Here is an 18,289-nt window from a genome sequence, read left to right as displayed (position 1 = left end):
GGACGGTCAGACCCGCGCCAGCTTGCGGTCGTCGTCCTCGCTCTTCCGACGGCCGTCGCCCAGCCCCCGCAGCCCCTCACCCTCGACGTCCACGTTCGGCAGCGCCCGGTCCAGCCACCTCGGCAGCCACCAGGCCTTCTTGCCGAGCAGCGCCAGGACCGCCGGGACGAGCGCCATGCGGACGACGAACGCGTCGAAGAAGACGGCGATCGCGAGACCGAAGCCGATCATCTTGATCATCGACTCACTGGAACCGATGAAGCCGGAGAAGACGGCGATCATGATGACGGCCGCGGCCGTCACCACCCGTGCGCCGTGCTTGAAGCCGGTCACGATGGCCTGGCCGGGCTTCTCGCCGTGCACGTATGCCTCGCGCATCCGGGTCACGAGGAAGACCTCGTAGTCCATCGCGAGGCCGAAGACGACACCCACCATGAAGATCGGCATCATCGACATGATCGGGCCGGTCTGCTCCACGCCGATGAGGTTCGCCAGCCAGCCCCACTGGAAAACCGCGACGACCGCGCCTAGCGCCGCCATCACGCTCAGCAGGAAGCCGAGCGCCGCCTTCAGCGGGACCAGGATCGAGCGGAAGACCACGATCAGCAGCAGGAAGGCGAGACCGACCACCAGCGCCAGATACGGGACCAGCGCGTCGTTGAGCTTCTGCGAGAAGTCGATGTTCATCGCCGTGCTGCCGGTGACCAGCACCTGTGCGTCGGTGTCCGCCCTGATGTCGCCGCCCGCGTCACGGATGGTGTGCACCAGGTTCTCGGTCTTCACCGAGGACGGCTGCGAGTCCGCGATCACCGTGATCATCGCGGTGTCCCCGGGCTTGTTGTACGTCGCCGGAGTCACCGAGACGACGCCCTTGAGGTCCTTGACGGTGTCGGTGACCCGGGTGACCGCGCCCTTGGGGTCGTCGCTCGCCTTGGCGTCCACGACGAGCATCAGGGGACCGTTGAAACCGGGACCGAACCCGTCGGACAGCAGGTCGTAGGCCCTGCGCTGGGTGGTCGAGGCGGGCTGCGAACCGTCGTCCGGCAGACCCAGTTCCAGCGAGGCCGCCGGCACCGCCGCGGCGCCCAGGGCGACCACACCGAGCAGCAGGACGGCGAGCGGACGGCGGACGACGAAGCTCGCCCAGCGGGTGCCCATGTTGGGCCGGCCCGCCTTCTTCGCGGCACGGCCGCCGCCCAGCAGCCTGCTCTTCTGGCCGGCCGGCTGGACCTTGCGGCCCGCGTAACCCAGCAGGGCCGGGATCATCGTCAGCGCGATCAGGACCGCGATGGCGACCGTGCCGGCCGCCGCGACGCCCATCTTCGTCAGCATCGGGATGTTCACGACCGACAGGCCGACGAGCGCGATCACGACCGTCAGGCCCGCGAAGACCACCGCCGAGCCCGCCGTGCCGACGGCCCGCCCGGCCGCCTCCTCGCGCTCGCGGCCCTCGGCGAGTTCGGCGCGGTAGCGGGAGACGATGAACAGCGCGTAGTCGATGCCGACCGCGAGGCCGATCATCATCGCGAGCGTGGAGGTGGTGGTGCCCAGGTCGAGCGCGCTGGCGAGGGCGGCGATGGTCGAGACGCCGATGCCGACGCCGATCAGCGCGGTCAGCAGCGGCAGCCCGGCGGCGATCAGCGAACCGAAGGTGATCACGAGGACGACCGCGGCGATCGCGATACCGATGACCTCGGTGGAGCCGGTCTCCGGCGTGGCCTGGAGCGCGTCACCACCCACCTCGACGGTCAGCCCGGCGTCCCGCGCCTGCTGCGCGGCCTCCTCCAGGGCGCCCTTCGAGGAGTCCTTCAGCTCCATGCCCGAGACCTTGTACTTCACCGACGCGTAGGCGATCGAACCGTTCTTGCTGACGGCCTTGGCCTTGAACGGGTCGGTGACGGAAGTGACCTCCGAGCCGTCCTCGAGCGCCTTGACGGTCTTCTCGACGGTCGCCTTGTTGGCCTTGTCCGCCATCTTCTCGCCGGTGGGCGCCTTGAAGACGACGCGCGCGGTCGCCCCGTCGGCACTCATGCCGGGGAAGCGCTGCTCCAGCAGGTCGAAAGCCTTCTGCGCCTCGGTGCCGGGTATGGAGAACGAGCTGGCGCCGGCGGCCGGGGCGTTGGCCGCGCCGACTCCCGCCAGCGTCAACAGCGCCACCCAGATCAGGGCGGCGAAATGCCGTCGCCGGAAGGCGAGTCGGCCGAGTTTGTAGAGGAACGTGGCCACGAGGGCGTACTCCCGGTCAGGTCGTGGGACGGCAGGGGCTGGTGAGGTCACCCGGTGGGGGCAGGGGAGATCAGCCCGACGACGTGAGCGGTCGCGTCAGGTACGGGTACGGGTACGGAGGTTCGGTCCCGGGGTTGTGCGGGATCAGGCGCCGAGTGCGGGGAGGATCACGGCATCCACGTACGAGGTGAGGAAGGCACGGGTCGGTGGCCGCTGGTCGATGACGCCGCGCACCGCGAAGGCGCCGATCAGCATGTGCAGCACGTACTCCTGCGCGGGGTTGTCCGGTCGGATCTCACCCCGGGCGACGGCACGCTCCAGTACACGGCGCAGCTCCACGGTCTCCGGTTCGATGATCAGTTCCCGGAAGGCCTTCAGAAGATCGGGGTTCCCGTGCAGTGCCATGGCCAGACCCCGCATCAGCGCGGAGTTCTGCTCCATCCGGCAGTCGTCCTCACGCATCACCAACGCGTGGAAGTCACCTGCCAGGGATCCCGTGTCGGCGTCACCGGCGCTCGGCTTCTCGTGCCGCAGCGCCTTCACCACCAGCTCGGCCTTGCCGCCCCACTGACGGTAGAGGGTGGCCTTGCTGGACTTGGTGCGGGCGGCGACGGCGTCCATGGTCAGAGCGTCGTAGCCGACCTCCCTGAGCAGGTCGAGCACGGCCCGGTACAGCTCGGCCTCGCGCTCGGGCGTGATCCGACTGCGACGCACCGTTGCGGCTTCAGTCATCCCACTCACCATCTCCCGCTCAGAACGACCCGGTTCTGTACGTCATCGTTGTACGGCATCTTCTTCGTCGTCGTACGTGTTTCAAGATACCCCGGCCGCGAACGAAACGAAACCGTTTCGTACGTGTGCTGGGTCACGCGCGCCCCGCGCCGGGCGCGTCCCCCGCACAAGTTGCCGGGGCCCTCCGAGGGGAAAAGCATGGGGAGGTGAGCGACGAGTACGAGAAGGCGACCGCGGCCAAGGACACCACCGACCGCGCATCCGGTTACCTGCGCTTCCCGCACCTGAGCGGCGACCGGCTGTGCTTCGTGACCGAGGACGATCTGTGGGTGGCTCCGCTGGACGGGCCGGGGCGGGCCTGGCGGCTCACCGTGGACCGCACCAAGGTCGGACACCCCCGCTTCTCCCCCGACGGGAGGGACATCGCGTACACGAGCTGGCGCAGCTATGTGCCGGAGATCCATCTGGCACCGGTGGACGGCGGACCGGGCAGCCGCCTCACCTACTGGGGCAGCGCGGACACCCGGGTCTGCGGCTGGTCCCCCGACGGCGACATCCTCGCCGTCGCCTCGCACGGGCAGCCCTTCTCCTATTTCACCTGGGCCCACAGCGTCCCGACCGACGGCGACCCCGGCGGCAACCTGCCCTGGGGACCGGTGACGGACATCGCGGTCACCGACATCGACGGCGACCGGAGGACCCTGCTGCTCACCGGCACCCCGCCGCACGATCCCGCCTCCTGGAAGCGCTACCGGGGCGGAGCCATGGGCCGGCTCTGGCTGCACGGGCAGCGCCTGCTCGCCGGTATCGACGGCCACCTCGACTCCCCCATGTTCGTCGGCGGCCGGATCGCGTTCCTCTCCGACCACGAGGGCATCGGCAACCTGTACTCGTGCGCGTACGACGGTTCCGACCTGCGCCGGCACACCGACCACGACGCGTTCTACGCACGCAACGCCTCCAGCGACGGCAGCCGCGTCGTGTACCAGTGCGCCGGGGACCTGTGGATCGTCGACGACCTGTCCCCCGGCTCGCTCCCGCGCCGTCTCGACGTCCGCCTCGGCGGGCAGCGCGCGGGCCGGCGCCCCTACCAGGTGCCCGCGGCCCAGCACGTGGACGCCATCTCCGTGGACGAGACGGGGCGGGCCGGCGCCGTCGTCGTACGCGGCAGCCTGTACTGGCTCACCCATCGCGACGGGCCCGCCCGCACCATCGCCGACACTCCGGGGGTGCGGGTCCGGCTCCCCGAGATGCTCGGTTCGGGCGGCCAGGTCGCCTATGTGACCGACGCGGACGGCGAGGACGCCGTCGAGATCGCCTATCTGCCGCGGGCCTCCGGCGAGCGCGAGCCGCGCCGGCTGGCCTCCGGCGAGCTGGGCCGCGTACTGGAGCTGGTGGCGGACGCTCAGGGAGACCGGCTCGCGATCGCCTCGAACGACGGACGGCTGCTGCTTCTCGACGCGACGGAGGATGCGGAAGAGGCAACAGGAACAGCGGAGACATCAGAGGCAGCAGATATAGAGGGGGCGAAAGAGCCAGAGGGAGCGGAGGAGGCGCAGAAGGCACAGGAGGCGCAGGAGACACAGGAGGCAGAGGCTGCGGAAGAGGCCGCAGAGGCCGCGGAGACGGCGGAGGGCGGAAGCGCGGAGGAGACGGAGGAGTCCCGCGGGACCGGCCGGGCGAAGAACGGGGGAGGTGAGGTCACGGAGTTGATCCAGTCCCTCAACGGACCGGTCCGGGATCTCGCCTTCTCCCCGGACGGGGCCTGGCTGACCTGGTCGCACCCGGGGGTCGGCCGCTCCCTGCGCCAGATCAAGATGGCGCGGATAAAGGACCGGCTCGTCGTCGACGTCACCAACGGGCGCTTCGAGGACGAGAACCCGGTCTTCACCAGGGACGGCCGCTATCTGGCCTTCCTCTCCTGGCGCGGCTTCGACCCGGTCTACGACGTCCACACCGGCGACCTCTCCTTCCCGCTGGGCTGCCGCCCGTACCTCGTCCCCCTGTCCTCCGCCACCCCTTCCCCCTTCGCCCTGAACCCGGACGGGCGGCCGGTCGCCGGAGGCCTGGACCCGATCGAGGACGAGGGCGCCGACGGCGCGGTCAGTGTCGAACTGGAGGGACTGGAGAGCCGGGTCACCCCGTTCCCGGTCACCGCCTCCAAGTACTCGGCGCTCTACCCGGTCGCGGGTGGCGGGCTGGTCTGGCTGCGCTGGCCGATCTCGGGCGCGCTCGGCGAAACCTTCGCCAACCCCGACGACACCTCGGGGCGCCCGACTCTGGAGTACTTCAACATCAGCAAGGCGAAGAAGTCGGAACTCGTCGGCCACCTCGACTGGTTCGCGGTGAGCGGCGACGGCTCCCGGCTGGTCGTGGTCGACGAGGGCGAGCTGCGCGCCGTCCCCTCCACCGAGCCCGGCGACAGCGACTCGACGGTCTGGATCGACCTGCGCCGCATCCTCCACGAGGTGGACCCGCCCGCCGAGTGGCGCCAGGCGTACGACGAGGCGGGCCGCATCATCCGCGCCTACTTCTGGGAACCCCACATGTGCGGCATCGACTGGGACGCGGTACTCGCCCAGTACCGCCCGCTGGTCGAACGGGTCGCGTCCCCGGACGAGTTCGCGGACCTGCTGCGTGAGGTCCTCGGTGAACTGGGTACCTCGCACGCCTACGTCGCCGCCGCCCGCCGCAACGAGGGACCCGGGCACTACCAGCGCTGGCAGGGCCTGCTGGGCGCCAACTTCGTCCGGCGCGAGGGCTGCTGGACCCTGAAGCGGATCCTGCCCGGCGACTCCTCCGACTCCAAGGCCCGCTCACCGCTGGCGGGCACCGGCATCCGCGAGGGTGCGGTGCTCACCCACGTCGACGGCCGCCCGGTGGACCCGGTGACGGGACCGTACCCACTGCTCGCGGGCGCGGGCGGTACGACGGTGGAGCTCACGTTCGTGCCCACGACGGGCGAGGGACCCTCGCGCCGGGTGGCGGTGGTGCCGCTGATCGACGAGCGGCCGCTGCGCTACCAGGACTGGGTGGCCAAACGCCGCGAGGTGGTACGGGAGTTGAGCGGTGGCCGCTGCGGCTACCTCCACATCCCGGACATGGGCGGCTCGGGCTGGGCCCAGTTCAACCGTGATCTGCGTCTGGAGGTCTCACGCCCGGCACTCCTCGTCGACGTGCGCGGCAACGCGGGCGGCCACATCAGCGAGCTCGTCGTCGAGAAGCTGACGCGCACGATCCTGGGCTGGGACCTGACGCGCAACGCCCAGCCGGTGTCATACGCCTCGAACGCTCCGCGCGGCCCGGTGGTCGCCCTCGCCGACGAGGCGACCTCCTCCGACGGCGACATGATCACGGCTGCCTTCAAGCTGCTCGGGCTCGGCCCGGTGGTCGGCCAGCGCACCTGGGGCGGCGTCGTCGGTATGACCGGCCGGCACCAGCTCGGCGACGGCACGGTGATCACGGTCCCGATGAACGCGGCCTGGTTCGACACGTACGGGTGGTCCGTCGAGAACCGGGGAGTCGCTCCGGACCTGGAGGTCCTGCGCACCCCGCTGGACTGGGCGGAGGGCCGTCACGCCGAGATGGACACCGCGATCCAACTGGCCCTGGATCTGCTGAGCACCCACCCGGCGGCCTCCCCGCCCGATCTCTCGGACGTACCGGACCGCACCCGCCCGAAGCTGCCGCCGCGCACCCGCTGACGAACGCCCGGCACTGGCCGAACGCCCGGCCGCGGAACGGCTCCCGGCCGTCGCGCGGCACGCGGCCGAATGGGGCGCCCCGAAGTCGGGGCGCCCCACTCAGACTTCAAGCAGACGTCCGACGTCAGGCGTCGTTGTCCTGGTCGAAGCGGTCCTGCGCCTCACGACGCACGCGCTCGTTCTCCGGGATGGAGCGGTCACGCTCCTGCGCCGAACCCTGCGCCGAACGCTGGGCCGAGCCCTGGGCCGAACCCTGCGCCGAGCGCTGGGCCGAACCCTGCGAACCCTGCGAACCCTGCGCGGAACGCTGGGCCGAGCCCTCCTGCGAGGCGCGGTGGCCCGTCCCCTGCGGGGAGTGCTGACCGGGCTGCTGCGGAGAACGCCGTCCCGGCTCGCTGCTCTCCTGGTCCATCTTCTTCTTGCCCTGCTGCTTCATGTTCTCCGCCTTGTTCGGCATCTGGTCCTTCTTGCCCATGCTGTTTCACTCCCATGTGTGGGTGAGGGGATCGGGCTCGACCAGACTTACACGGGGACACTACGCACGCATTTCGATCAGTAACTCACAGTGAGACAGGCTGAATAACCCGTGGTCAGACGCCCTGCTCTCGTCTGTCGTCGGCTGCCCCTCCGGCCCCTACGAGCCCCTTGCCGACACTGCCCAGCCGTGGCTCGAACCGCCGCATCTCCCGCTGCCCCACCGCCGCGATGACCCCGGGCAGGTAGCCGCGGACGCCCTGCATCCCGCGCAGCCACCACTGCGCGTACACATGGCTCGCCCGTCGCTCGATCCCGGCGACGACCCGGTCGACGGCCGGTCCGAGCGGGTAGGTCTTGTTGGACGGCCAGGGCAGCCGCTGCCGCAGCTCGCGCATCACGTCGTCCTGGTCGGCCCCGCGCACCATGTCGGTGTCGGTCCAGGACAGATACCCGACGCCGACCCGCACGCCCTTGTGACCGACCTCGGCACGCAGGCTGTGCGCGTACGCCTCCACGCCCGACTTGGAGGCGCAGTACGCGGTCATCATGGGCGCCGGCGTGATCGCCGCGAGCGACGCGATCTGCAGCAAGTACCCCCGGCTCTCCATGAGTACGGGCAGGAACGCGCGGGCGGTGACCGCCGAACCGATGAGGTTGACCTCGATGACCCGGCGCCAGGCGAGGGGATCGGAGTCCACGAACGGACCGCCGTTGGCGACACCGGCGTTGGCGACGACGATGTCCACCTTCCCGAACCGCTCCTTCACCTCGCCCGCGACCCGGGCCATCGCCTCGTGGTCGGTGACGTCGGCGTACCAGTGGTCGCTCTCGCCGAGCAGCCGCTCCGAGACCTGCTTGAGCGCGTCCGGCTCCAGACCGACGAGCGCGACCTTGGCGCCCCGCGCGGACAGCTTGCGGGCGAGAAGTTCACCGACGCCCCGCGCGGCCCCCGTGACGACCGCGACCTGTCCCTCCAGGCTCACCCTGCTCATGCGCCCTCCTTGATCTGTGCGTAGTCGGCGACGAGTTCGCGTATGCGTGCGGTCACCACGTCCGGCGCCTCCACGGGTGTCATGTGTCCCAGTCCGGCCAGCTCGGTGAGGCCGACGCAGTTCGGCAGCGCCGCGACCAGGGCGCGCGCGTGCACCAGGGGCGTCAGCCGGTCCGCCGTCCCCGCCACCACGGCCGTCGGCACCGCCAGCTCCCGCACCCCGTGGTCGAGGTCGAGCAGATCGAGCACCTGCGACCAGGCGTGCCGCACCGCGCGCGGACAGGCGTGCACGATCCGCGCGCACGCCTCGACCATGCCCGCCGACGAACCGGGGCCCATGGTCGCGTACTTGAGGATCCGGCGGGCGGCCGGCGTGACGGGCCCGAGCGGCGCCCGCGACCCGAGGACCCGTTTGGTGACCCCGGTGCGCAGCCGCCCGGCGGGCAGCGGCAGCACCCGCGCCTCGGCCACCAGCCGCGAACTGCCCGTGCTGCACAGCAGAACCGCCGCCGCGTGCTCCCGGAAGCGCGGCCTCGCCGAGGCCGCCATCAGCGTCATCCCGCCCATGGAATGCCCCACCAGCACGGCCTTCTCACCCGGCCCGAGGGTGGCCGCGAGCACGGCCTCCAGGTCGTCGGCGAGCGCGTCAGTGCCGTACGCGTCGCTCGCGGGGCTGCGTCCGTGCCCGCGCTGGTCGTACGCGATCACCCGGTGGTCGGCGGCGAGGTCCCGTATCTGCGCCGCCCAGAAGGCGGTCGAGCAGGTCCACCCGTGCGCGAGGACGACGGTGGGCACGGCGGCGTCCACGGGTCCGTGCACCTCGACGTGCAGCCGGGCGCCGTCGGCGGAGACCGCGGTCAGCTCGCGCGCGGGGGCGGGCGGCGCGTAGGGGCCGCTCGTCACATGCGTCAGTCGGCTCACGCCCCGGCCTCCACCTTCGCCTGGCTCCCCGACTGCCCGGCCGGACGTGCTCCCGGGGCCCGCAGCACCTCGTACTCTCCCAGGTCCAGCCGGCGGGTGGCCGTACGGAATTCGGTCGTCGTGCCCGGCCACACCGTCGTGTTGCGGCCCTCCGCGTCGAGGTACCAACTGGTGCAGCCGCCGGTGTTCCACACCGTGCGCTTCATGCGCTCCTGGACCTTGCGGTTCCAGTCCGCCACCGCGCCGGGCCGTGCGTCGAGGGCCACCCGCCCGCCGAGCACGTCCAACTGCCGTACATAGTCGGCCATGTAGTTCAGCTGCGACTCGATCATGAGGATCATGCTGGAGTTCCCGAGACCCGTGTTGGGCCCGATGATCGTCATCCAGTTGGGGAACCCGGCCGCGGAGGCGCCGCGCAGGGCGCTCATCCCGCCCTTCCACGCCTCGGCGAGTGTCCTGCCCTCCGCGCCCACCACCCGGTCGGCGATCGGCATGTCCGTGACGTGGAAGCCCGTACCGAAGATGATCGCGTCGGCCTCGGCCGTGCTGCCGTCGGCCGCGACGAGGGTGGACCCCTCGATCCGGTCGAGCCCGGAGGCCACCACGTCCACGTTGGGCCGGGTGAGCGCGGGGTAGTAGGCGTTGGAGAGCAGGATCCGCTTGCAGCCGATCCGGTAGTCCGGCGTCAGCTTCGCGCGCAGCGCCGGGTCCTTGACGGCCCGCGCCATGTTGCGCTTGGCCAGCCGCTCGATCAGACCCAGCTCGTCGGGCCGCTTGGTGAACGCCTGGACCTGCAGCTCCCGGATGCCCCACAGGAGTCCACGACGGGCCTGGGCGGTGAACGGGAGAGCGCGGTGCAGCCCGCGTTCGAGGCCGCTGATGGCGCGGTCGACACGGGGCATCACCCAGGGCGGGGTGCGCTGGAAGAGGGTGAGGCGCGCGACCTCCGGCTGGACGGCCGGCACGATCTGGATGGCCGAGGCGCCGGTCCCGACCATCGCCACGCGCTTGCCGCGCAGGTCGTAGTCGTGGTCCCAGCGGGCCGAGTGGAAGACCTTGCCGGGGAAGGAGTCGATCCCCGGGATGTCCGGAATCCTGGGATCGGACAGCGGTCCGGTGGCGGACACGACGAAGTCGGCGCTGAGGGACCCGCTGCTGGTCTCGATGTCCCACCGCAGCTTCTCGCCGTCCCACGTCATCCGCTTCACCTCGGAGTCGAAGCGGAGGTGGGGGCGCAGCCCGAAGACGTCGGTGACGTGTTCGAGATAGGCCCGGATGTGCTCCTGCCCGGAGAAGGTGCGGGGCCAGTCGGGATTCGGCGCGAACGAGAACGAGTACAGATGGGACGGTACGTCGCAGGCGCACCCGGGGTAGCTGTTGTCCCGCCAGGTGCCGCCCACCCCGCCGGCCCGTTCCAGGACGACGAAGTCGGTGACCCCTTCGCGGCGCAGCCGCACCGCCGCCCCCAGGCCTCCGAACCCCGACCCGACCACCGCCACGCGCACATGCTCGTGCTCGGTCATCCCGACGCCTCCCTAGCCGCACGACCCCGCCAGTGAACACTGGCGCAATGGGGAGCGTAGAGCAGCTCCGTACTGATGGGTAGGGGTCGCGACCGGGAAAGTTACCGGGGGTACGACGTAAGGTGCGCCTGTGGCGGAGAAGCGTGAGTACCGGATGGAGGAGCTGGCCGAGGAAGCCGGCATCACGGTGCGCACCCTGCGCTTCTACCGGGAGCGCAAGCTGATACCGCCGCCCCGCCGCGAGGGCCGGATCGCCTGGTACGACGACACGCACCTGGCCCGTCTGCGCACGATCTCGGCGCTGCTGGAACGCGGTCACACGCTCAGCGGTATCGCGGAACTGGCCGAGGCCTTCGACCACGGCCGCGACGTGGGCGAGCTCCTCGGGCTCGGCGCGCCCACCGAGGAGACCCCGGTCCGTCTCTCCCCCGAGGAACTGGCCGACGTCTTCGCGGGCCAGGCGACCCCGGAGAACCTCGCCGCCGCTCTCGACCTCGGCTACCTCGGCACGGACGGCGGCGAGATCGTGCACATCAGCCGCCGTCTGCTCGACGTGTCGGCGGCCCTGGTCCGCGAGGGCATCCCGCTCGCCGACGTCCTCACCGCGGCCCGCGGCGTCCGCGACCACGCCGAGGCGCTCGCCGCCCTCTTCACCACCCTCGTCCTCACCGAGAACCGCACCGCGGACGACCTGACCCGCCTGCGCCCCCTGGCGAAGAGCGTGGTGGAGGCGGAACTGTCGATGGCGCTGGACCGCCGGCTCAGCCGCCGCCCGGGACCCTGACCTCCCGCTGCGCCGAACCGCTCGGCCGCCCGCCGACCGGCGAGCCGTCCGACCCGGCACGACCCACGCCGGTCAGGTCAGGTCGGATCGGGGCAGGACAGGTCGGTCAGGGCAGGGCAGGGCAGGTCAGGTCAGGTCAGGTCACTTCTCGAAGACCGCCGTGACGGGCGCGTGGTCCGACCACCGCTCCCCGTGAGTGGCGGCACGCTCCACGAACCCCTTGACGGCGCGCCTCGCGAGCCCTTCGGTGGCGACGATCAGGTCGATCCTCCACCCGGCGTCGTTGTCGAAGGCCCGCCCCCGATAGGACCACCACGAGTACGGCCCCTCCGTGTCCGGGTGCAGGGCGCGCACGACATCGACGTATCCGCCGTCGGCCGCGTCGAGGACCCGGCCCAGCCACTCGCGCTCCTCGGGCAGGAAACCGGAGTTCTTCTTGTTCGCCCGCCAGTTCTTGAGGTCGGCCTCCTGGTGCGCGATGTTCCAGTCGCCGCAGACCACGACCTCGCGCCCGTCGGCGGCCGCCCGCTCGCGCAGGGCCTTCAGATGGACGAGGAACTCACCCATGAAGCGCGTCTTCTCGTCCTGCCGCTCGGTGCCGACCTCCCCGGAAGGCAGGTAGAGGCTGGCGACGGTGACGCCCGGGAGGTCCACCTCGACGTACCGGCCGGAGGCGTCGAACTCCTCCGAGCCGAATCCGACCTGGACGCGGTCGGGCTCGCGGCGGGTGTACAGGGAGACGCCGGCGCGGCCCTTGGCGGCGGCCGGAGCGTGCACGACGTGCCACCCTTCGGGCGCCCGCACCTCCTCGGGCAGCTGTCCGGGCTCGGCCCGTACCTCCTGGAGGCACAGGACGTCGGCGGAGGTCTCCGCGAGCCACTCCACGAAACCCTTCTTCGCGGCGGCCCGGAGCCCGTTCACATTCACAGAGGTGACAGTCAGCACCCGGGCACGATACTTAATCCGGCCCACTCCACGCATGCATACATGTACGATATTCGGCATGCATATCCGTCCGGTCCCCTTCGACCACCCCGACGCCCTCAAGCTCAACGACCAGGTGCAGGCAGAATACGCCGAGCGCTACGGGGACGAGGGCGATGTCACACCGCTGGACGCGTCGATGTTCCGGCCGCCGCTCGGCCTGTACCTCCTCGCGTACGACGGGCGGGACCACCCGGTCGCGACGGGCGGCTGGCGCACCCAGGACGAGAACGACGAGGGGTACGCCGACGGCGACGCCGAGCTCAAGCGTATGTACGTGGTCCCGGAGGCCCGCGGTCTCGGCCTCGCCCGCCGCATCCTGGCCGCCCTGGAAGACGACGCCCGCGCGTCCGGCCGCACCCGCATGGTCCTCGAGACGGGCGCCAAGCAGCCCGAGGCGGTCGCCCTCTACACCTCCAGCGGCTACGCGCCCTGCGTCAAGTTCGGCTACTACCGATTCCATGACTTGAGCATGTGCTTCGCCAAGCCGCTGTCCGCGCCCTGAGCCGGGCGCACCGCTTTTCGCGTCCCGGAAGTCGGACCAATCCGGCGAGGTTCTGCATCGCGGTGGCCCTGTGGGGATGTGAACCCCAGACCCCTCGATGTGAACCATGAGCGGGGCGTTCGCCGAGGTCTGCTGGGCTGATCGGCCGGGCACGCCGGCCTACTGTCCCTGGACGGCGGACCGGTTGTAGATCAACAAGGGCCGGTCAGGACCCTGATCGCGAAGGGCCGGTGCGAAGCATCGTTCCGCCCGGCCTCATAGCCGAGGGCGTTGAGCATGCATACGATCGCTTCTGCTGTCCGTTCGTGCACATCGATCGAAGCCTGGATCACCGGGACGCTGGTCCGGCCCCGCCGCAGGACAGCCTCGCGCACGGATTGCCGCACGGCAGGGTGGAGCTCCCAGGTGAGCCAGAGGCCGCCAAGTTCGTCGTCGACCTGGTCCAGGTCGATCTCCAGCCCTCCGGGTGCCGTTTGTCGGTCTGGTTCCTCCCCGGCGTCACGAACGACGAGTCCGGATCGGGACAGGTCTGCTTTCACTGCCGTGGCAAGCTGTCGGAGGCGGTCGATCTCGCGGAGGCGGTCGATCTCGTCGGCGCCCGGCGACCTCTGTCCGTACTCGTTCTCCTCGTCCACGGCGTGCACGGTACAGCGCGGGCAGGCGGTGGCAGCGGGCAAGAAGGGCAACGGTCAGTCCCGGGAGGGGCATTCAGGATGGTCAGGCACCGACCGCGGCCCGAATTCCGTGGCCGCACGACCGCTGCGACTGGTCGGATCCTCACTCTCGATGCCCGCGGGTCGGTCCCTTCAGCAGTTGATTCAGCTCGTCCCCGGCCTTGTCGTACCCGGCGTCGGCGATCCGTTGCAGCTCGCGCAGGTCGCCGGCCGCGGCCGCGCGTCGAGTGAGCAGGAACCCGGCGTGCAGTGATCCCTCGTCCAACAGCTCGCTCAGCTCCCCGAGGTCGCCGGCTACGTCGGCAAGGTCGGCCAACCGGTCCAGAGCGGTCTCGTTGCCCTCGTCGGCCAGCTCGCGCAGGGTCTCCCGATCGATGTTCATGTTCGCCATGCCCTCATGCTGCAACCTTGCCCCAGGGGAAAGGTCAAGTGGGAGGATGCCCGGGTGATCACCATCGGGCAGCTGGCGAGGTACGTCGGAGTATCGACCAAGACCATTCGCGTCTATCACGACAAGGGCCTGCTCCCCGAGCCCGACCGCGATGCCTCCGGGTACCGGCGCTACGGCGCGAAAGATGCCATCGACCTGATCAAGATCCGCACCCTCGCCGAGGCCGGCGTCCCCCTGGCCCGGATCCGCGACCTGAGATCAGCGACCGACAGAGAGTTCCAGCACGCGTTGGGCGAGATCGACGACGAGCTCACCACCCACATCCAAAGCCTGCGGGCAACGCAAGGGCGCCTGCGCCAGCTCGCCGCCGGGCGGCAGGCACCGTTGCCCGCCGACATCGGTGGCCACCTGGAGGACCTGGTCCGCTGGGGGTTCTCCCCTCGTTGGGTGGATCTGCAACGCGACCTGTGGATCCTCGTGTTCGCCACGCACCCGAACGAGGCGATCACATTTTTCCAGGACCAGACCGAGACCCTGGCCAACCCCGCGCTGCGGGAGCTCTTCCTCGCCTACGACGACGCGCACGACCTCGACGCCGACGATCCCCGTATCGACGACCTCGCCCACCGGATCACCGAGGCGACCCGAGAACGGTACCGGCGCAACCCACCGCCCGCGCTGGATGCGGCTTCCGAGATCCCCGCCCTCATCCAGAGCACGGTCAACGCGGCGTCCCCGGCGTGGCGAAGACTCGACACGCTCATCCGTGCACACCTGGATACGTGACTCGACGCTGGGGACGCGGAGTCCCGGCTCACGCACGGAAATCAGTCAGAGCGGGACGCGAACCGCAGGACAGCCCTTGCCGATTGGCGCTGGATCACCCATCGCATCTCGGCCCCCCGACGTCAACCCCCGAAGGACTTCCAGCGCCGACCACTAAGGAAGATCGAAAGTAGTTGCTGTACTTAGCTGCTGTAAGACGCCAAAGAGCCCCAGCCGGATTTCTCCGACTGAGGCTCTGAGCTGCGGTGGACCTGTGGGGATTTGAACCCCAGACCCCCTCGATGCGAACGAGGTGCGCTACCAGACTGCGCCACAGGCCCTTGCAACGAGTGAAACTCTAGCATCCCGATCCGGGTGCTTGGAAATCCGTTCCTGGCTGGTCAGCCGGGGCGCCCGAACCGCCGGTCACACGGCCCGTGCGGCCCGCGCGGGGTCACTCGTTGGCCGCGCGCGGCCGTTCGCCGTCCTCGTACTGGTCGAACAGCGGGGTGCGGCCGCGCTCGCGGGCCCGCCGGGCGGACGCGGCGCGCCGGGCGTCACTGCGACCGTCACCGTCGCCTTCGCCGTCGGCCTCGGTCCCTTCGGCGGCCTCGGCTGGACCGCCCTCCTCTGCGGGCTCCGCCTCCGGCTCGGCCGGCTCGACCGCGCTGGAGCGCGCGGAACTCCACGTGTCCGGCGCGCCCAGGTCGACGCTGGAGGTGGCTCGCGGCGCCACGGGCGCGGTCACGTACGTCGGCAGCGGTACCGGCACCGGGTCCCAGCTGTCACCCCGGCCGGGGCCCCGCCGGCGCTCGCGCTGCTGGTCGACCCACTCGGCGTGGTCGGTCTGCTCGACGAGGGCGCGGCGGTCGGCCGCGAGCGCGGAAAGACCGGGGTCGGCCTCCGGCTCGGGGCCCTCGTCCTGGTCCTCGGCGCCCGCGTCGAGGCCGGCACGGCGGCGCGGCTGCCGCTCGCGCAGCCGCTGCGCCGCGGCCTCGGCCCGGCGGCGGTCCATGACGTAGGTGAAGCGCCGCCGCTCCTGGGCCCGCAGATAGACGATGTACGCGCTCAGCATCACGGCGGGCACGCCGGGAGCCCACAGCAACGCGAGTCCCCCGACGGCCGCCACGATCGCGCCGCAGGTGAAGGCGAGGAAGATCATGACGGTCGTACGCCGTCGGCGCGCGAGCACCTTCGAGCGCCGGGCGCGTGCTGCGGCCTCCGCCGCGGAGACCCGCCGCTCGGCGGGAACCCGCGAGGCCGCGGACGCGCCCGATGCCGACGGTGACGACGCCGAGGGCTGGGGTTCGGTGTGCGCCGGCTGCTGCGGTACCGGTCTGGCGGTCGCCGCGGAGCCCTGCGGGGCACTGTGCCGGGCGGCCGGCTGCGGTGCCTGCTGGGGCTCCGGCTCGGCGGGCTGAGGGAGTTGGGCCTTGGTGTGTTCCCGGGCCGGAGGCATGGCGAAGGCCCGGACGTCCACCGAATCGGTGACGCCGCCCGGGTCGGCGCTGGACTCCCCCTCCTCGGTGGAGCGCGCCCGCAGGTCCTTGGCGTACCGGCGCTCCATCCCCGCCCGTCCGGACAGCAGCCGGATGGCGGTGCTGAAGCGTTCCGTCGGACGGGCTTCGTTCAGCTCGTCCTGCCTACGGAGCCACATCGGCACCAAGTAGGCGGCCCAGGCCCCGACGATGACTGCGTAGATGAGGCCGCTGCTGCTCACGCCTCACACGGTAGAGGGGTTTGCGTGAGGCCATCTGCCAATTGAGCCGGTGTGTCGCACGATCTGGCTGATATTTCGAGCTTTTTTTGTGACCGATGCGATCAGCAGGCCGCCGAGACCCGTGAATTTATCGCCGTGGGACGACTTCGAGGGACACCGAGAGGCACCGAGATCGCCCCGAGATGGTTCCGAGGCGATCGCCGGCCGATCAATTTCGAACACGCATTTCATTTACTGGGTACTCGGCCTGCTCCGGTTCTGAGAGCGTGCCCGCTGCCAGCGGCCGAGAAGCCCCTCGGGCACCTCTTCCGCGGTGAGCGCGAAGACGAGATGGTCCCGCCAGGCCCCGTCGATGTGGAGATAACGCGGCCGCAGCCCTTCCTCACGGAATCCGAGTTTCTCCACGACGCGGCGGCTCGGTCCGTTCTCCGGGCGAATGCAGACCTCGATACGGTGCAGCCCGACCGTGCGGAAGCAGTGGTCGGTCACCAGCGCCACGGCCGTCGGCATGACCCCGCGCCCCGCCACCGACTGGTCCACCCAGTAGCCGACGTGCCCCGAGCACATCGAGCCCCAGGTGATCCCGGCGACGGTCAGCTGGCCCACCAGACGGCCCTGGTACTCGATCACGAAGGGCAGCATCCGGCCCGCGTTCGCCTCGGCGCGCAGATGGCGGACCATCTGCCGGTAGGTCGGCCGGTGCGCTATCGGCCCGCTGGGGGTGGGGGGCGGAATGGTCGCCTCCCAGGGCCGCAGCCAGTCGCGGTTGCGCCGGTTCACCTCACGCCAGGCCCGCTGGTCGCGCACCTTTATCGGCCGGAGGACGACATCGCCGTCCACCAGTTCGACGGGCCAGGACGGGCTGTTCAGCTCGCACCCCCACTGCCGCTGGGTCTGGGGTGGTCGCCGCCGCGGATCTGCTCCACGGCGTGGACCAACAGGGACTCGAGGACGGCCAGACCGTCCCTCACCCCGCCGGTGGAACCCGGCAGGTTGACGATCAGCGTCCGTCCCGCGACTCCGGCGAGCCCCCGGGACAGGGCCGCCGTCGCGACCTTCTCTCTTCCGAACGCCCTGATGGCCTCAGGAATGCCCGGCACTTCGCGGTCGACCACGCGCCGCGTCGCCTCGGGTGTCCGGTCGGTGGGCGAGATCCCGGTGCCACCGGTGGTCACGATCACGTCGTACCCGGCCTCGACGCCGGCGCGCAGCGCCGCCTCCACGGGGTCGCCGTCGGGCACGACCCGGGGGCCGTCGACGGTGAAGCCGTACGCCGTGAGCCCCTCGGCGATCAGGGGGCCGCCCCGGTCCGCGTAGACACCCGCGGCGGCCCGGTTGGAGGCCGTGACCACGAGGGCGCGGTACGACGGTGCCGTCATGACCGGCTCCAGTCGCCCGACTTGCCGCCTGCCTTCTCCTCGACCCGTACGTCCGTGATGACCGCCCCCTTGTCGACCGCCTTGACCATGTCGACCACGGTCAGGGCCGCCACGCTGACCGCGGTGAGGGCTTCCATCTCGACGCCCGTGCGGTCGGTGGTCCTCACGGTGGCGAGGATCTCGACGGCGTCGTCCGCGACCGACAGGCCGATGTCGACGCCCGACACCGACAACGGGTGACAGAGCGGGATGAGATCCGGGGTGCGCTTGGCGCCCATGATGCCCGCGATGCGCGCGGTGGCCAGGGCGTCGCCCTTGGGCACTCCCCCGCCGCGCAGCAGTTCGACCACACGGGGGGAGACCAGGACACGGCCGCTGGCGCGGGCGGTGCGCGCGGTCACGTCCTTCCCGGAGACGTCGACCATGCGGGCGGCACCCGTCTCGTCGATGTGGGTCAGTCGGTCCTGCGTACTCATGTGCGGCAGCGCTCCCGGTCGGGCCTGTGGTGCGCGA

The 18,289-nt window shown here is 70.9% G+C and carries 17 protein-coding genes and 1 tRNA gene; 4 read left to right on the top strand and 14 right to left on the bottom strand.

Translation table 11 applies throughout. The features are described from left to right. Positions 1–6 precede the first annotated feature (6 nt). Together ABZV34_RS12900 and ABZV34_RS12895 are read right to left on the bottom strand one after the other, a co-directional pair. Positions 7–2,226 carry an MMPL family transporter gene (locus ABZV34_RS12900; protein ID WP_356274295.1) on the bottom strand — a complete coding sequence of 740 codons (2,220 nt, stop codon included), beginning with the start codon at positions 2,224–2,226 and terminating at the stop codon, positions 7–9. A gap of 144 nt (positions 2,227–2,370) precedes the next feature. Next, positions 2,371–2,958, bottom strand: a complete 588-nt coding sequence (locus ABZV34_RS12895) for a TetR/AcrR family transcriptional regulator (RefSeq protein ID WP_356274292.1) — start codon at positions 2,956–2,958, stop codon at positions 2,371–2,373. A 206-nt stretch (positions 2,959–3,164) separates the two neighbouring features. Here ABZV34_RS12895 and ABZV34_RS12890 point away from each other — a divergent pair, with 206 nt between their 5' ends. After that, positions 3,165–6,662, top strand: a complete 3,498-nt coding sequence (locus ABZV34_RS12890; protein WP_356274289.1) for a S41 family peptidase — start codon at positions 3,165–3,167, stop codon at positions 6,660–6,662. 124 nt (positions 6,663–6,786) lie between these two features. Here ABZV34_RS12890 and ABZV34_RS12885 read toward each other — a convergent pair whose 3' ends face one another. The 4 genes from ABZV34_RS12885 to ABZV34_RS12870 form a co-directional block, all read right to left on the bottom strand. Further along, on the bottom strand, positions 6,787–7,137 hold the full coding sequence (locus ABZV34_RS12885) for a hypothetical protein (RefSeq protein WP_356274286.1): 351 nt from the start codon (positions 7,135–7,137) through the stop codon (positions 6,787–6,789). A gap of 115 nt (positions 7,138–7,252) precedes the next feature. Continuing rightward, the gene (locus ABZV34_RS12880) at positions 7,253–8,131 is read right to left on the bottom strand and encodes an SDR family oxidoreductase (RefSeq protein ID WP_356274283.1); all 879 of its coding nucleotides are present in this window, start codon (positions 8,129–8,131) and stop codon (positions 7,253–7,255) included. Beyond that, a complete protein-coding gene (locus tag ABZV34_RS12875) occupies positions 8,128–9,051 on the bottom strand; it encodes an alpha/beta hydrolase (RefSeq protein WP_356274280.1) in 924 nt (307 codons plus the stop codon). Before ABZV34_RS12875 ends, ABZV34_RS12880 begins: the two co-directional genes overlap by 4 nt. After that, positions 9,048–10,574 carry an NAD(P)/FAD-dependent oxidoreductase gene (locus ABZV34_RS12870; RefSeq protein WP_356274277.1) on the bottom strand — a complete coding sequence of 509 codons (1,527 nt, stop codon included), beginning with the start codon at positions 10,572–10,574 and terminating at the stop codon, positions 9,048–9,050. Before ABZV34_RS12870 ends, ABZV34_RS12875 begins: the two co-directional genes overlap by 4 nt. A gap of 154 nt (positions 10,575–10,728) precedes the next feature. On the opposite strand from ABZV34_RS12870, the gene ABZV34_RS12865 reads away from it, so the two are divergent. After that, complete coding sequence (locus ABZV34_RS12865; protein WP_356274709.1) at positions 10,729–11,358, top strand: MerR family transcriptional regulator; 630 nt, start codon at positions 10,729–10,731, stop codon at positions 11,356–11,358. A gap of 141 nt (positions 11,359–11,499) precedes the next feature. Here ABZV34_RS12865 and ABZV34_RS12860 read toward each other — a convergent pair whose 3' ends face one another. Next, positions 11,500–12,303, bottom strand: coding sequence for an exodeoxyribonuclease III (locus tag ABZV34_RS12860; RefSeq protein WP_356274275.1), 804 nt, complete (start codon positions 12,301–12,303; stop codon positions 11,500–11,502). A 58-nt stretch (positions 12,304–12,361) separates the two neighbouring features. Here ABZV34_RS12860 and ABZV34_RS12855 point away from each other — a divergent pair, with 58 nt between their 5' ends. Further along, positions 12,362–12,847 (top strand): GNAT family N-acetyltransferase, encoded by a 486-nt coding sequence (locus ABZV34_RS12855; RefSeq protein WP_356274274.1) that lies wholly within the window; start codon positions 12,362–12,364, stop codon positions 12,845–12,847. A gap of 191 nt (positions 12,848–13,038) precedes the next feature. On the opposite strand, the gene ABZV34_RS12850 is transcribed toward ABZV34_RS12855, so the two are convergent. Both ABZV34_RS12850 and ABZV34_RS12845 read right to left on the bottom strand, forming a co-directional pair. Further along, entirely contained in the window at positions 13,039–13,482 is a 444-nt protein-coding gene (locus ABZV34_RS12850) for a hypothetical protein (protein ID WP_356274272.1), read from the bottom strand. A 142-nt stretch (positions 13,483–13,624) separates the two neighbouring features. Further along, positions 13,625–13,912, bottom strand: coding sequence for a hypothetical protein (locus tag ABZV34_RS12845; protein WP_356274270.1), 288 nt, complete (start codon positions 13,910–13,912; stop codon positions 13,625–13,627). A gap of 54 nt (positions 13,913–13,966) precedes the next feature. Between ABZV34_RS12845 and ABZV34_RS12840 the strand changes: the two genes are divergently transcribed. Then, on the top strand, positions 13,967–14,698 hold the full coding sequence (locus ABZV34_RS12840) for a MerR family transcriptional regulator (RefSeq protein WP_356274267.1): 732 nt from the start codon (positions 13,967–13,969) through the stop codon (positions 14,696–14,698). A gap of 246 nt (positions 14,699–14,944) precedes the next feature. Here ABZV34_RS12840 and ABZV34_RS12835 read toward each other — a convergent pair. From ABZV34_RS12835 to moaC, 5 genes are all read right to left on the bottom strand, one after another. Continuing rightward, positions 14,945–15,018 (bottom strand) — tRNA-Ala (locus ABZV34_RS12835). Between the two features lie 113 nt (positions 15,019–15,131). Next, positions 15,132–16,397 carry a gephyrin-like molybdotransferase receptor GlpR gene (gene glpR / locus ABZV34_RS12830; RefSeq protein WP_356274264.1) on the bottom strand — a complete coding sequence of 422 codons (1,266 nt, stop codon included), beginning with the start codon at positions 16,395–16,397 and terminating at the stop codon, positions 15,132–15,134. 231 nt (positions 16,398–16,628) lie between these two features. Beyond that, complete coding sequence (locus ABZV34_RS12825; protein ID WP_356274261.1) at positions 16,629–17,237, bottom strand: GNAT family protein; 609 nt, start codon at positions 17,235–17,237, stop codon at positions 16,629–16,631. Between the two features lie 26 nt (positions 17,238–17,263). Next, complete coding sequence (locus ABZV34_RS12820; RefSeq protein WP_356274258.1) at positions 17,264–17,776, bottom strand: MogA/MoaB family molybdenum cofactor biosynthesis protein; 513 nt, start codon at positions 17,774–17,776, stop codon at positions 17,264–17,266. Next, positions 17,773–18,252 (bottom strand): cyclic pyranopterin monophosphate synthase MoaC, encoded by a 480-nt coding sequence (moaC, locus tag ABZV34_RS12815; RefSeq protein ID WP_356274255.1) that lies wholly within the window; start codon positions 18,250–18,252, stop codon positions 17,773–17,775. The genes ABZV34_RS12820 and moaC overlap by 4 nt, the downstream gene beginning before the upstream one ends. Positions 18,253–18,289 lie beyond the last annotated feature (37 nt).

Origin of the sequence: Streptomyces sp. NPDC005195 (genome assembly GCF_040608315.1) — a bacterium.
Taxonomy (GTDB): domain Bacteria; phylum Actinomycetota; class Actinomycetes; order Streptomycetales; family Streptomycetaceae; genus Streptomyces; species Streptomyces kaempferi.
Note: the sequence above shows the minus strand (reverse complement) of the source record. Positions and strands in the feature narration are given on the sequence as shown.